This window comes from Dellaglioa sp. L3N, from assembly GCF_054941095.1.
The window spans coordinates 281,167-296,499 of the sequence record NZ_CM142928.1 but is presented as its reverse complement, the minus strand read 5'-3'; the positions used below and the strand labels follow the sequence as shown (position 1 = coordinate 296,499).

At 35.0% G+C, this 15,333-nt stretch carries 8 protein-coding genes; 2 read left to right on the top strand and 6 right to left on the bottom strand.

The features are described 5' to 3' along the window. Positions 1-127: 127 nt before the first annotated feature. Positions 128-2,536 carry a Xaa-Pro dipeptidyl-peptidase gene (locus ACVPPR_RS01395; protein WP_462304439.1) on the top strand — a complete coding sequence of 803 codons (2,409 nt, stop codon included), beginning with the start codon at positions 128-130 and terminating at the stop codon, positions 2,534-2,536. Between the two features lie 49 nt (positions 2,537-2,585). Here the strand turns inward: ACVPPR_RS01395 and ACVPPR_RS01390 are convergent, their stop codons facing one another. The 3 genes from ACVPPR_RS01390 to ACVPPR_RS01380 form a co-directional block, all read right to left on the bottom strand. After that, positions 2,586-3,527, bottom strand: coding sequence for a hypothetical protein (locus ACVPPR_RS01390; RefSeq protein ID WP_462304438.1), 942 nt, complete (start codon positions 3,525-3,527; stop codon positions 2,586-2,588). Positions 3,528-3,616: 89 nt separating this feature from the next. Beyond that, a complete protein-coding gene (locus ACVPPR_RS01385; RefSeq protein ID WP_462304437.1) occupies positions 3,617-4,153 on the bottom strand; it encodes a biotin transporter BioY in 537 nt (178 codons plus the stop codon). Further along, positions 4,140-5,132, bottom strand: coding sequence for a biotin--[acetyl-CoA-carboxylase] ligase (locus ACVPPR_RS01380; RefSeq protein WP_462304436.1), 993 nt, complete (start codon positions 5,130-5,132; stop codon positions 4,140-4,142). Before ACVPPR_RS01380 ends, ACVPPR_RS01385 begins: the two co-directional genes overlap by 14 nt. A 135-nt stretch (positions 5,133-5,267) precedes the next feature. Here ACVPPR_RS01380 and ACVPPR_RS01375 point away from each other — a divergent pair, with 135 nt between their 5' ends. Continuing rightward, complete coding sequence (locus ACVPPR_RS01375) at positions 5,268-6,173, top strand: proline iminopeptidase-family hydrolase (protein ID WP_462304435.1); 906 nt, start codon at positions 5,268-5,270, stop codon at positions 6,171-6,173. 93 nt (positions 6,174-6,266) lie between these two features. On the opposite strand, the gene ACVPPR_RS01370 is transcribed toward ACVPPR_RS01375, so the two are convergent. From ACVPPR_RS01370 to ACVPPR_RS01360, 3 genes are all read right to left on the bottom strand, one after another. Beyond that, entirely contained in the window at positions 6,267-12,221 is a 5,955-nt protein-coding gene (locus ACVPPR_RS01370; RefSeq protein WP_462304434.1) for an isopeptide-forming domain-containing fimbrial protein, read from the bottom strand. A gap of 12 nt (positions 12,222-12,233) precedes the next feature. Next, a complete protein-coding gene (locus tag ACVPPR_RS01365; protein ID WP_462304433.1) occupies positions 12,234-12,431 on the bottom strand; it encodes a hypothetical protein in 198 nt (65 codons plus the stop codon). Positions 12,432-12,778: 347 nt separating this feature from the next. Beyond that, complete coding sequence (locus tag ACVPPR_RS01360) at positions 12,779-15,097, bottom strand: heavy metal translocating P-type ATPase (protein WP_462304784.1); 2,319 nt, start codon at positions 15,095-15,097, stop codon at positions 12,779-12,781. Positions 15,098-15,333: the final 236 nt, after the last annotated feature.

Genomic DNA, 15,333 nt, shown 5'->3' with positions numbered 1-15,333 from the left:
TCCAACAAGAATAGTCTGACAAACAGGCATTTATCCCTTAGAAAAGGCGTTTTATTTCAACCTTATTTCCATTTAAGTTATACTCAAATAAGTGTTTCAATCCATTTTGAAAGGAAGTTTTTAACTGATGAAAAATAATCAATTTGCTAACTATATGCCTACTTTTGAGACACAAATTAAAGAACTTAAAGCCATGAAATTTTACATAGCATCTGAAACTAACCCCACTCATTTATTTGAACAATTACTCAGTACTGTTTTCCCTGAATATAAAACGGTTAGTGCACAACAACAAAAATATAAAATGTTATTAGCCACTGAAAAAATTTCTGTCTACGATTTTTTCATAACAAAAAAAGAATTAACGCCCGTTATCTTCTATAATATTGTACTGCAATTATTAGGATTCGAAGTCGCAATCGATTTTAAAATTGATGACCCCTTTACAGCAATGACTAAAATACAATTACCTGCTATGAAGGTTATTACGTCAGTAGATGACTTTTGGTCAGCCTGGTATCTCTTACTAACAACACATACAAAAAATGGCCAAGTTTTTACTGATTTATTAGCGAATAAAGGCTACTTTGTTTCGTTTTACAATGATGCCAAACCACTATTTTTCAACGGAAAAGCGCAACCCGTTTTTGATACAACAAAACTCATCCGTGAAGTTGTCTACGTTGAAGCGCCCTTAGATACTGATCAAGATGGCAAGCGTGATTTATTAAAAACAGAAATTTTAAGACCAACCGTTGCACCTGGTTTAAAAGTGCCTGTCCTTTATACAGCCAGTCCATACAATCAAGGCACAAATGATGACTCAGAATTAATGCACAACGTTACCCTTCCACTTGTGGAAAAGCCGATTACTCAGGTAACTGAATCAGCGATTACCTATCACTATCAGGAACCAACTTTACCTGAACAACGTCCAATCCGCTCAGAATCAGCTGAAACTGAACAAACGTTTAGTCGTGAATTTTCTTATACTTTCAACGATTATATGCTTGCCAGAGGATTCGCCGTTGTCTATGCTGCCGGCATTGGCACGCGTGAATCAGACGGTATTCGGACTTGCGGTAGTGTCGAAGAAACAGTTTCAACCGTCGCCATTATTGAATGGCTAACGGGTCACCGCCATGCCTTCACAAATAAACAAGATAATCAGTCCATTAAAGCAACTTGGAGTAATGGCAATGTCGCAATGACCGGAAAATCTTACCTTGGTACACTCGCAACTGCGGCGGCAACAACTGGCGTATCTGGTTTGAAAACAATTATTTCAGAAGCTGCAATCTCAAGTTGGTACGATTATTATCGTGAAAATGGGTTAGTTGTTGCCCCTGAAGCTTGCCAAGGTGAAGATGCAGATGTTTTGGCTGCGCTTTGTTTAAGTCGTGAGAAAGATGCCGCGGACTACGCAACTATTCAAGCCTACTTTGGCAAAGTCATGGATCAACTAGCCATTGGTCAGGACCGCGAATCAGGTAATTACAATAAATTTTGGGATGAACGTAATTACTTAAATAACGTTCAAAATATTAAAGCAAACATTGTCATGGTTCATGGCTTAAATGACTGGAATGTTAAGCCACGTCAAGTGGAACAACTTTGGCAAGCGCTACGTCCTTTGCCTATTGTTAAAAAATTATTCCTACATCAAGGTAAACATATCTACATCAACAATTTTCGTTCACTAGATTTCACAGATATGATGAACTTATGGCTATCAAACCAGCTTTATGCTATTGAAAATGGTGCTGAGACACTCATCCCTAATGTGACGATTCAAGATAACTTAGAAGCAGAAACATGGCACACTTACGATGATTGGGCAGAACCAGATTTAGCAACGCAATCTTACCATTTTCAACAAGATAAACTGACACAATCTATCACATCAGATGAACAACAGGCAGTCACTTTCAAGGATGATTTACCAGATACAATTTTTAACAACTATGTAAAAAATACGCAACTCTGGGAACACGATTTAATTTCAACCAGGGAGACAGAAATGTCAGAGAATCGCGTCCAACTGATAACAGTCCCATTAACTGAACGACTTTTCATCTCTGGTTCAGCACATGTTAAATTATCTATCGCAGCTGGCCAAACTAAAGGGCTCATTAGTTGTATGCTTATCGATTATGGTAACGCAAATCGACTAAATCAAGTGCCAACTATTCTTGGTCGAAAAGCCTTAGATACAGGCTTTCATTGGCGTGAAGATGACTTAGTCGAATTCACTAAAAATCAGACGACAACCCCCTGGAAAATGATTTCAAAAGGCCACATTAACCTACAAAATAGAACAAATCGTTATCAAAATGATCTTGTCCTTCCAGACACCTTCAATAAAGTAGAATTCGACTTACAACCAACAGCTTATCAAGTTGAAAAAGGCCATCAACTTGGACTTATTGTTTACGCAACTGACTTTGGTATGACGTTACGGAATAATGAATCAGCTATTTATACCCTTAACCTAGCTAATTCTCAACTTGAGGTACCATACAAATCAAAAAATTAATAAAATAAAAAATCAGGAATACCTATTTAAAGGCATTCCTGATTTTTTATTACCGTGTTATCGTAGAATTGGTTGTATCTACTGATTTATCAAAATTTTCAGCTTCTAATTTCAATGAGACTGTCGTACTATTTCGATCAGGAACCATATACCACGTATTCAATGTAATACCCTGTGTATTTAGCGCCGTTATCTTCCAGCCACCATTCCCATAAGGTTCATAACTTAACCTTCCAGTAAATGTAGTTCCATGTACTTGACCCATCGTTTTATAAACCATTTCGCCTGTATTATCTTCACCTTTTTTTAAAATTGTTACTGGAGTATCCTTCTTATCAGCATCATTTATCTTAAAAATTTTATTATTTAGGATACCTAGGGCTTCCTTAATAGATATTGCTTGCTCATATGTAAATGTCTTTTCTTTAGAACTTTGCGTATCCTCATTCTCACCAATAGTCACATTATTTACTATTTCATTTCTAGCATCATCAGATAATTTTTTATTGACAAAGCTAACGATTGTACTCATATTGGATTTTTGAAGCCTATTATCTGAACTATCGTAATAATTAACCGTATTATGTGTGCCACCTACCAAGCGATAGTAAGGTTCATTTCCTTTTTGAACATAATATTTAACTGTACTGGCATTAGGTGTTTCAATTGAAACGTTAAATCCATCTGCTAATTCTCCCGATAAACTATCCCATGAATGATAGGCCCCATAATAAGCGATTGCAACCGCAGATTGTTTAGGGTTGTCCTTCATTTGTTGAACCGTTAGTGTCCCTAAAATTTTATTATCTTTTTTCGTTTCCTTAATTGATGACGTTTCACTACTTGCGGTATTTTCTGATTTTACTTTCTTTGTCGATTCAGATTTAACTGATGAACTGCTATTCTTTGTATTCATTGAAGTTCCTTTTGAACAGCCAACTAATACTAACAATAACCCTAATCCCCAAATGCCTAACTTTATTTTCTTCATTATCTTGTATACCCTCCAAGTATTTTTTACCGGTACAATTTTCTCATATCCTTTAATAATTCGCTAACTATCCCAATATCTCATTTTTCTCAACCATTTATTTGATATCTACCTATTAAATAATGAGCTAATTCGCTAACAAAAATCACTTTCATAATACCAACTAATATAAATGGTAAAACACCTATTAAAAAGGCTTCTTGAATCGTTGTTTGCTGATAAATCATTAGCCAGCCTGCACCAAAGAGTAACTGTACACCAGCACCTAATAAGTTAGCGACATATAATTGCCAACGGCCTTTTCCATGTCCTTTTAAAAATAATCCAGCTAAAATAATGTAAGCTAGAAAGCCAAATAGATAGCCACCTGTTGGTCCAATTAATGAAAAAAGTCCCGAATGGAAGCCAGCAAAAACTGGTATCCCTATTAATCCCAATAAAAGATAAATACCGATAACTTTCACGCCTTCTCTTATTGGCATTAAGCTTGCCAATAAGCCAATGAAAATCGTTTGTAGCGTTAATGGTATCGAACCTAAAGGTATCACCAGTTGAGATAAGACACCTAACACAGCCGCTAGTTCAGCCACAACAATTAATGATTTCAATTGATTATTCTTGCCCATTTACCAAACCCTCCACGTTGACTTTTATAATTTCACCTGCCATATAGGTCGTAATATTACCTGCCTCATCTCGTAAAACTAACTGTCCATCATTATCAATCGTTTCGATAACGCCCGTTATTTCTCGATGACCACTCTTTAAAGCCACTGTTTTTCCAATTACTAAAGACCGTACACGATAATCATCCATGAAATCACCAGATTGATAATGCTGATAAATTTTCATAAATTGATTCGTTATTTCTGCAATTAATTCATTTCGTGTCATATTTCCTGCTTCATCAACTAACGACCCTACTTTAGTTTGTAAATCGGGTGATAGTTTTGCAAGATCTGTTTTAAAATCTAACCCAATCCCAATCACTAAACTCGTAACTTGTTGCGTCTCAATATCTGTAACAGCCTCAGTTAAAATGCCACAAATTTTTTTATTTTGATAATAAAGATCATTGACCCACTTTATCTGTGGTTGAATGTGTAATTTAGTTTCTAAAGCATAACTAACGGCCATTGCCGTCGCCGTCGTTAATTGGCCAACATCTTTAATTGGCTGATCAATTCGCAGTAAATAACTCAGATAAATACCAGTATTTTCTGGTGATTCAAACGTTCGACCAAATCGACCGTATCCACCCGTTTGACTGTTAGCCACAATTAACAGTGGTTTATCACCCATTTGTTGGTTCACCCGTTCTTTTGCTAATTGATTTGTCGAAATAAGTTCATCAAATGTTTCAATTTGAATATCTTGAACATCTAAATAAGACTGAATCATCGGTGCGGACAATTGATTACTATCATTTAAAATGTAACCTTTTTGCGCAACAGTCTCAATTTCAAACCCTTTTCCCTGCAAATTTTTAATCGCCTTCCAAATGGCTGTTCTTGAAACACCAATCATTTCAGCTAACACTTCTCCAGAGACAATTTCATTTTGTTGTTCAGATAAAATTTTAAGAATACTATCTTTTGTTTTCATCCTTCACCGTCAACCTTTCTATTTTATAAGTTAACATAGATTTTAAACTAAATCATAAAATTATGCAAACATCGTTCTTAAATACTGCTAAAAGTGCTATGATTAGTCTATTCTTAAGAAATTAGGTGGATTAATATGGCATACGGAACAAAAATTATTACGTTAGATAATGGGTATCATCTCTGGACACATACTGAAGGACAAGGCGATATCCAATTACTTTGTCTCCATGGTGGCCCTGGTGGCACACATGAATATTACGAAAATTTTGCTGAAAAATTAGCACCTCTTGGCGTTCAAGTTTCAATGTATGACCAACTCGGTTCATGGTATTCTGATCAACCAGATTTTACCAAACAAGAAAATGTTGATAAATTTCTTAACATCGATTACTTCATTGACGAAGTTGAAGAAGTCCGTCTTAAATTAGGCTTAGATAACTTCTACTTAATCGGTCAATCATGGGGTGGCGCTCTTGTTCAAGAATATGCATTGAAATATGGCGATCATTTAAAAGGCGCTATCATCTCAAGTATGACTGATGATATTAACGAATACTTAACTAACGTTAACGCTATTCGTGCCAAAGAATTGGACGCTGATGCACTTGCCTACATGCAAGAATGTGAAAAAAATAATGATCTTGATAACGACCGTTACCAAGGGTACGTGACTATTTTAAATGATGGTTACGTTGATCGTAAAAAACCAGCCCAAATTGCTCATTTAGTAAGCACAATGGCTGAACCCGTTTATAATTATTTCCAAGGTAACAATGAATTCGTTGTGACTGGTAAATTAAAAGATTGGTCAACTCGTGATCGTATCAAAAACATCAATGTTCCAACATTGATCACATTTGGTGAACATGAAACAATGCCTTTAGCAACAGCCAAAAGAATGGCAGAAACAATTCCTAACGCCCGTCTTACGACAACCCCTGAAGGTGGTCATCATCATATGATTGATAACGCACCCGTTTACTTTGATCATTTAAGTACTTTCTTATCAGATGTTGAAAACGATAATTTTAAAGACTAACACTAGATTGTTACAAAAAAATAGGCATTCTCAAAATCGTATGATTTTGAGAATGCCTATTTTTATAGAATCTACTTTAAAAATTGTTACAAGTTAATTTTTTACTTTTTTACGACGTAACATACCAAAGCCTGCTAGTCCTATCAATCCAGTCCCAATAACACTTAATGTTATTCCGTCAGCATCGTTTGTTTGTGGTAATTCTTTTTGTCCAGTTGCTGATACCACATTTTGTTTTGTTGGTAGTGCTACATCCGGTTTCATCGGTGTTACTGAACCTGATTTGTTTGGTAGCGTCGTACTTGGTTTTATCGGTAATACTGGTTTTGTCGATGGTGTTACACCTGGTTTTACTGGTGTTTCAGGATTCTTAACTGCTGGTACCTCTACAGTTGATTCCGGTGGCGTAACTTTATCACCATCTTTATCTTCTCCCGAACCTTTAGCTGTGTTTTCAATTTTTCCACTTTCTGGAATTGAAATTACTTTAGCTTTGAAGGTTATCACCTTAGACTCATCAGCACGTAAATCTCCGATTGACGCCGTCAATACACTATTTTTCCAAACATCTTTATCAGAAACTTTCTTACCATTAACCACAGTTGTCTCTGCGACTAATTCTAGATGTTTCGTATCTAATGCATCGCTGATCATCGCATTATGCCATGTACTTGCATCGGCTGCGTTTCTGGCCGTAATAGTATAGGTAAATGTATCACCTAACTTCAATTCTGATTGACTTGCTGTTTTCTTTAATGTTGGATCTGGTTTTGTTGGATTTTCTGTTCCTGGTGTTGGCGTTTCTGGCACTTCACCACCTGGTGTTGTTCCCGTCCCTACCGCAACATTATCTAACTTACCATCTGCATCTTTACTTACTGTGACATCAAAACCAACAACGACTTTGTCGTTACCTTTTAAATCACCAATATTAATTTTTAAATTTTGACCTTCAAAATACTTATCTTCTGTTGCTTTTCCGTTAACTGTTAAAGTACCTGCCTTGTATTCTAGGCCTTTAACTAAACTATCTTTAACAATTACGTTATACAACATCCCAAATTCATTTGTATTTTCAGCCGTAATATTGTAGTGCAATGTATCACCAATTTTTACTTCTTGGTTATTCAAATTATTACCTTTGGCATCTGAAACGGTTTTATCCATTTTCAATTTACCGTCTTGATAATCTGTTGGCACATTTACAGATGCGTCCGGTGGTGTTACCACTTTTCCTTTGCTATCCGTTCCGGTAGCTTGCGTAACATTATGGACGATACCATTTTCTGGAACAGCAATTACTTTTACTTTGAATGTAACTGTTACATTTTTACCTGTTCCTACATCTCCAATTTTAACATCCAGCTTATTGTCTGACCAAGCTTGTGTATCTAAAATAGCTTGTCCATCAACTTTTGTCGTATTTGCAACATAAGTTAAATAACGTGCATCCAAATTATCTTTAATAACTGCATCTTGCCATTTAGCAGCATCTTTAGCGTTACTTGCCTTAATCGTATATTCAAAAGTTTCACCTAGATGTGTTTTTTTCACACTAGCTGTTTTTTCTAATTTAGGATCAGGATTTGCACCATTATTTGTTTCAGGAGTTGTTGTTGGTGGAATTTCCCCTCCTGGCGTATTCCCTTCAACTACAGCAATATTTTTCATTTCAGAAGTTGCTTGATCATTAACAGTAACATCAAAACTGAGAACGGCTTCTTCATCATATTTCAAATCACCTACATTAGCGCTAATATTTTGTCCCTTAACATTATTATCGCTAATTGTATTCGCATTTACTTTGAGTGATCCTTCTTTATAAGTGAATCCTTTTTCTAGCGTATCTTTAATTAAGACGTTTGTTACAATACTATCTTTAACAACATTCTTAACATTAATTTCAAAATGTAACGTATCACCAACCTTAACTTCTTTTCCATTTAAACTATTTCCATCTGCATCTGAAACTGTTTTTAAGCTCTTCAATGCTCCTGAAACATAGTCAACTGGAATATTGACACTTGAATCTGGTGGTGACACTTTGTTTCCACTACTATCTTTCCCAGTAGCTGTTGCCGTATTTTTAACAACCTTACTACCCGGGATAGCTTTAACTTTAACTTTGAACGTCACCTTATTTTCTGCACCACTAGCAACATCGCCTAAAGCCACTGTTAATTGATTATTATTCCATACATCTTTATCTGAAACTTTTTTACCATTAACAAGTGTACTATTTGGAACTAATTCTAAATAAGCAGCGTCTAATTTATCAGAAATACTTGCGTCATACCAAATGCCAGCTTCAGCAGCATTTTTAGCAGAAATTGTATATTCAATTTCTCCACCTAATTTGGTTTCACTAACATTACTTGTTTTTACTAGTGAGGGTTTTGGATTAACGTAATTCGTTGTTGGCGGTGTAGGCTTTTCTGGTATTTCAGGATCTGTCGCTGAAATTAAAGCAACATTTTTCAATTCTCCCGTAGCCTTTGGCGTGACTGTGACATCAAATCCAACAGTCACAGATTCCTTACCCTTTAAACTACCTGCATCAAGGTCTAATTTTTGACCATTAAAATGACTATCATCTGCACTAACCTTAGTTCCATCTGGTTTTGTAATCGTTAATGTGCCTGATGTATATTTAAATGCATTCGTTAGTTCATCTTTAACTTTAACGCCTCTAACAATTGTTCCAATTTCACTAATATTATTTACAGTGATATCAAAATGAAGTGTATCTCCAATCTTAACGACATCCCCATTTAAATTATTTCCTTTACTATCACTGACCGTTTTAACAATCGATAATTCTCCAATTCTGTAATCTACTGGAACCAATACTTTAGAATCTGGTGGATTAACAGCTTGTCCTTTACTATCCTCACCTGTTGCTTTAGAAACATTGGGAATAACAGTCCGTGTTTCCTCTGGAATATCTTTAACTTTTACTTTAAAAGTAATTGTTTTTGTTTCTCCAGCTTTTAAATCACCAAGCTTCAGCATTAACTGGTCCTTACGCCAACTTGATGTATCTGAAATTGCTTTCCCATCTAATTTTGTTGACCCCGCAATATAATCTAAATATTTATTTTCTAGACTATCTGTGACTTGCGCATTATGCCAAATACCTGCACCTTTTTGATTTCCCACTTTAATTGTATATTCATAAGTGTCACCAAGTCCTAGAACATGTGTCACATCTGACGTCTTTTTAAGTGTTGGTTTAGGTTGTGCCTCATTTCCCGTTTCTGGTGTCGGTGTTTCTGGAATTTCGCCACCTGGTGTTGTTCCTGAAGTAAGGGCCACATTAGTCAAATCACCATCTGCATCATCTGTAATTGTGACATCGAATCCGACCGTTACAGATTCTTGAGCCTTTAAGTCCCCAACACTAATTGATAAATTTTGGCCTTTAAAATTAGTATCTGCGGCTGATTTTTTAACGCCATTAACATCTGTTACTGTCAATGTGCCTTTTTTATAAGCAAACGCCTTAATCAAAGCATCTTTAACACTCACATTTGCTACGATACTATTATCAACTGTATTTTTTACTTTAATATTAAAATGAATCGTATCGCCAACAGAAACTTCTTTACCATCAATGTTGTTCCCTTTTTCATCTGTTACTGTTTTTGTTGATACTAATTCACCATCTTTATAATCTACAGGCACACTAACTTTAGCATCATCAGGTGCAACTGCTTTACCAGCCGCGTCTTTACCCGTTGCACTAACGATGTTATTAATAACTTTATTCGACGGAATATTAATAACCGTCACTTTAAAGGTTACTGTCTTAGATTCACCAGCTTTTAAAGCACCTGCATTATAGGTAAATGTTTTATTATTATTCCAAACAGTGGCATCAGATAAAGCACTACCTTCTACCTTTGTACTATTAGCCACTAATTTCAAATTAGCTGTATCTAATTTATCTGTCATCACAACATCACGCCATGTTCCATTAGAACTTGGATTTGTTGCTTTTAATGTATATGTGTATGTATCACCCAATTTGGCGGATTTTACATTCACGCTTTTTGTTAGTTTTGGTTTAACAACCTCTTTATAATTTTTAAGGTTTAATTTAACTGGTTCAGTTTGATTCTTTGAAATTGTAATACTATGACTTGTCGAATCTTTAATATAGCCTGAAAGGGCTGCAGATTCTTCAACTGTATATTTGCCTGGTTCTAAATAATGCAAGTCAATTTGACCCTTGCTATTTGTTGTTAAATTATTTTTAACGACTTTGCCCTTATCATCTTTTAAAACATATTTAACCCCTTTTAAAGGTAATCCTGTATCACCATCTGTTTTGGTAATAACAGCATCCCCGTTATAAAGTGTTGTTTTATTTGAATCAACCGGATTAGAATATTTAGAAGAAAAGAGTGCTTGATTCATAATGTTTCCTGTTCCATTAACTTTCACTTGGAACACAATTTCTCGTTTGGCTCCTGGTGCGACATCTCCCAGTTTAATTGTCCCATTATTCCATACTGAATCTGCTTTTTTGTCACCATCAACCATCAACGATCCTGGTACATAAGCATGACGTGTATCCAAAGCATCTTTAAGTTCAGCTGACAATAAGTCTTGCGTATTGCCCTTATCAGATTCATATGACAAACGATATTCAACAATATCGCCTTTTTTCTCTATTGTTGTTGTTTTGTAGTCATCATCTTTATTTGTTATATTTTTAACTTCTTTTTTTAGAGTTGATTTTGTTTGATCAGGTAATTTGTCAATTGCAACAGCTTGATAATTTGTAGAAGTCCCTGTTGAACCGGTAAATCCCCAATAAACTTTTTCGCCACCAAATAAAGCAGTGGGATTGGCTATTTTGTAATTTTTACTCCCAAAGCCTGCAATAGTATACGATAAATTTTTACTTTTTGCAGACCATGATAAATCAACTTTACGCCATTTATTGTTTGTTAAAGGATCTTTTGCTGTCCCTAACATTAAGTTTTCATGTTTACGTGCAACAGATTGTGTTTTTTGAATAGCGATATGTCCATAATTTTTAGATTTAACATCAACATCGCCATCATTGGTTCCCTTTGTTGCAGCCTTATTGTGGTACGTATCAAATTCTAGTGCTAACCCATTTCTAATATAGTTATCTTCTTCTTTATCTTTACCATAGGCTCCAAGTCCTGCCCCAGTTGCCCCTATAGCCTCTAAGCCCTTTGGGTCATTTTGCATAACAAATGTAATCCCATCGGCACCTTTGGCGTCCATATTTTTATCACCTAAGAAAACGTACATACCCATGTCAAAGTCTTTGGTTAAATCAATTTTATTTTTATACCAAAGACCACCTTTTTGTTTTGTACCATCTTCTGTAATAACAACTTCATTTTTGTTTGTTGGATGAATATAAGAATCATGGTCTTTTACCACTTTAAAAGTATCTTCCAAAAAAATATTAGAAGTTGGTGGATTTGGCACTTCGCTTGGTGATTGTCGTGTTGCTTTTTTATCTCTATTAATTTCATTACTTTCACCTTGCGCTAATTTAGCTTCAGATGTTGTTGCTTTTGCTTTTTTTGTTACCTTTTCAGAAATCATTTCAGTATTAATTATTTTTTGACTTGTTTTTCCATTTTTAACAAAATCTTTTAAAGAAATTTTGCCCGTTTGATGTTTATTTTTATTTGCTACTAATGTTAATAAAATTGTTTTACTTAATTTATAATCTTCTAAATTAAATGTAATTTTATTAGTCGCTTTTTCATAGTTTAGTTTACTTTGTGCTAAGCCATTCACAGACTTATACGTTAGAAAATCAGGTAATTCAATTTCCATTTTTTCTAAATCTGCACGATTATCACTAATTTTAAGCTGATACTCGCCCTTATCAGTTACTTCTAATTTTTCTATTGCTTTATCATTACTATCCAAGACATTAATTCCATCAATTGCGTTTGCAGAGACACTTTTTGTTTGCATCATAACTGACAACGGTGATGAAATAACTTGCATCGTCACATACAATATTGTAACTACTTTATATAAAATCCCCATTTTTTAGTTCCCCTATTTCCCTTTTACATGCACTGTAACAGCGTTAGATTTTTCAGATACTTTTTTTACCGTTTGTTTTTTCGATTGGCTACTTTTGGTTGCACTTTCATTAGACGTGTTTTTAACTTTATTACCACATCCTGAAGCAACCCCTCCTACAAATATAAACAAAATAATTAAAAGTAAAATTTTTTTCAATTCAATTCCCATATCTATCCCCCATTTATCTTTTTATTTTATTATAAAACCGTAATCATTGTAACACAATAAACGGTTTTATGACTATTATCCATCCATTAAAAATGATAATAAACACGTTTTTGTTATAGTACGTATTACTTGAGTTTAATATTTAAGTATGTTAATGAACCACTTATAAAATAGCTAAATAGTTGTCACAAGCGCTTTCTATCACTCTCTTGTAATGACTTCCAGAGAGCGGTCACCAACTGAATTAATCATGACAATAAAATACGGATAAAAACAAAAATAAGCAACCAATTACCACTCAATTTGAGCAATAATTGATTACCTATTAATCTAAACCTATTTCTATTTTAATCGTGCAATGTCATCGCATTAATCGCAACAATAATTGTACTTAACGACATCACAGCTGCCCCAACCAATGGACTTAAAATAAAGCCAATTGGTGCTAAAATACCAGCTGCCAATGGTAATGCAATAATATTATAACCTGCACCCCACCAGAGATTTTGAATCATTTTTGATCTTGTATTTCGACTTAATTTCAAAAATTTTAAAATATCCATCGGATTGCTCTTAACTAAGATAACGTCCGCAGAATCGACCGCAACATCAGTACCCGACCCAATTGCCATCCCAATTGTTGCGCTTGCCAAACTTGGTGCATCATTAATCCCATCACCAACCATGATGACTTTATGCCCTTCAGCTTCTAATTGATTAACAATCTTAGCTTTGTCTTCAGGCATTAAATTAGCACGAACCTCTTCAATCCCTAACTGACTACCAACTTTTTCAGCAGCATTTTGATTATCACCGGTCAACATGATGACTTTGATATTCATCTTCTTTAATTTTTCAACTAATCCAAATGATTCAGGTTTAATTTGGTCACCTTGAGCCGCATAACCGATTACTTTTTCATTTTGAAGTAAATAACTAATTGAATCACCTTCGTTATCTGAAATCATTTTATCCGTTAATAATTGGTTCTTATTAACGTAAGATTCAGAAACAATCTTAAATAACTTACCGTTAATCTGGCCTTCTAAACCAACACCATTAATTTGTTGTGTCTCACTGGCTGTTGGAATTTCAAGGCTTAAATCTTCGGCCTTCTGCATAATGCCTTTACCCAAAGGATGCGTTGAACCACGTTCTAATGATGCCATCAAACCAATAATTTCTGATTCAGAAAATTGATCAGTAACTGATTTATAACCGGTCACCACAAAATGGCCCTCCGTTAAAGTTCCTGTTTTATCAACAAGCAACGTATCAATCGTATGCGCAACTTCCAAAGCATTTCTATTTTTAATTAGTAACCCATTTTTAGCTGATAAAGACGTACTTCTCGCAACAACCAATGGAATTGCCAAACCTAAAGCATGCGGACATGCAATAACTAAGACGGTCACAAGGATTGATAAAGCTTGACTAAACGTCCCCGTAAACAGCCAAACAACAAATGCCAAAAGACTAACTGATAAGGCAGCATAAAATAAATACCCTGCTACTTTATCGGCTAACGTTTCAGTAGTTGATTTTTCTGATTGTGCATTTGACACTAATTTTACGACTTGAGCCAAATAACCCGTTTCACCAGTCCCAGTCACAGTCATGGTTAATTCGCCATTCCCATTAACTGATCCCCCCACAATCTCATCATCAATCGTTTTTTCAACTTGCTTTGATTCACCTGTAATCATGGCTTCATCTACACTTGTTTTACCAGAAACAATCAACCCATCAGCTGGAATTGTTTCGTTTCCTTTAACTAACAGGACGTCACCAACATGAACATCAGTTAAATCAACCTCTTTAATGTCATTATTCTCACCAACAAGATGTGCTTGCTTAGGCAAAAGTTCAGCTAATTTTTGAACAGCATCCCCCGCTGACATTACAGCATTCATTTCAATCCAATGGCCTAACAACATGATGACGATTAACGTTGCTAATTCCCAGAAGAAATCCATCACATGGTGACTCGGATCAATAAGATTATTCATTACAACGGCGTATAAACTATACAAGTAAGCAACACTAATCCCCATTGAAATCAAGGTCATCATTGCCGGTTTCTTGTCTGCTAGTTCCATTTTGGCACTATCCAAAAATGTTTTACCACCATAAAAGAACAAAACTGTCCCAATTACAGCTACCACCCAATCAGAACCCGTAAATGAAAATTGAAAGGGTAAATTAAGTCCCATCATTGGCGTCATTAAAATAATTGGAATTGTTAAAACTAATGAGATCCAAAATTTCAATTTCAAATTCCCCATATGCATCATATGACCACCCATACCTGACATATCGTGGCCTGACATATTCATGTCCCCATGATTCATATGTTTCATGTCATGCTCTGACATATCCATATCCCCGTGATTCATGTGTTTCATGTCATGATCTGACATATCCATTTCTTCATGATTCATATGTTTCATATCATGATCTGACATATCCATTTCTTCATGATTCATATGTTTCATATCATGATCTGACATATCCATTTCTTCATGATTCATGTGTTTCATATCATGATCTGACATATCCATTTCTTCATGATTCATGTGTTTCATATCATGATCTGACATATCCATTTCTTCATGATTCATGTGTTTCATATCATGATCTGACATATCCATTTCTTCATGATTCATATGTTTCATATCATGATCTGACATATCCATTTCTTCATGATTCATATGTTTCATATCATGATCTGACATATCCATTTCTTCATGATTCATGTGTTTCATGTCGTGACCTGACATATCCATGTCCCCGTGATTCATGTGTTTCATATTGTGTTCTGACATATCCATTTTTTGATTCATATTGTTCTTATTTTTATTAGCCATTTCCTTACCTCCGCTCTTAATGATTTAAGTTTACA

Bases quoted from the DNA above. Each gene is read 5' to 3' on its own strand.
- ACVPPR_RS01395 (WP_462304439.1), top strand. From the start codon at position 128: ATGAAAAATAATCAATTTGCTAACTATATGCCTACTTTTGAGACACAA.
- ACVPPR_RS01360 (WP_462304784.1), bottom strand. From the start codon at position 15,097: ATGAATCATGAAGAAATGGATATGTCAGATCATGATATGAAACACATG.
- ACVPPR_RS01390 (WP_462304438.1), bottom strand. From the start codon at position 3,527: ATGAAGAAAATAAAGTTAGGCATTTGGGGATTAGGGTTATTGTTAGTA.
- ACVPPR_RS01370 (WP_462304434.1), bottom strand. From the start codon at position 12,221: ATGGGGATTTTATATAAAGTAGTTACAATATTGTATGTGACGATGCAA.
- ACVPPR_RS01365 (WP_462304433.1), bottom strand. From the start codon at position 12,431: ATGGGAATTGAATTGAAAAAAATTTTACTTTTAATTATTTTGTTTATA.
- ACVPPR_RS01380 (WP_462304436.1), bottom strand. From the start codon at position 5,132: ATGAAAACAAAAGATAGTATTCTTAAAATTTTATCTGAACAACAAAAT.
- ACVPPR_RS01375 (WP_462304435.1), top strand. From the start codon at position 5,268: ATGGCATACGGAACAAAAATTATTACGTTAGATAATGGGTATCATCTC.
- ACVPPR_RS01385 (WP_462304437.1), bottom strand. From the start codon at position 4,153: ATGGGCAAGAATAATCAATTGAAATCATTAATTGTTGTGGCTGAACTA.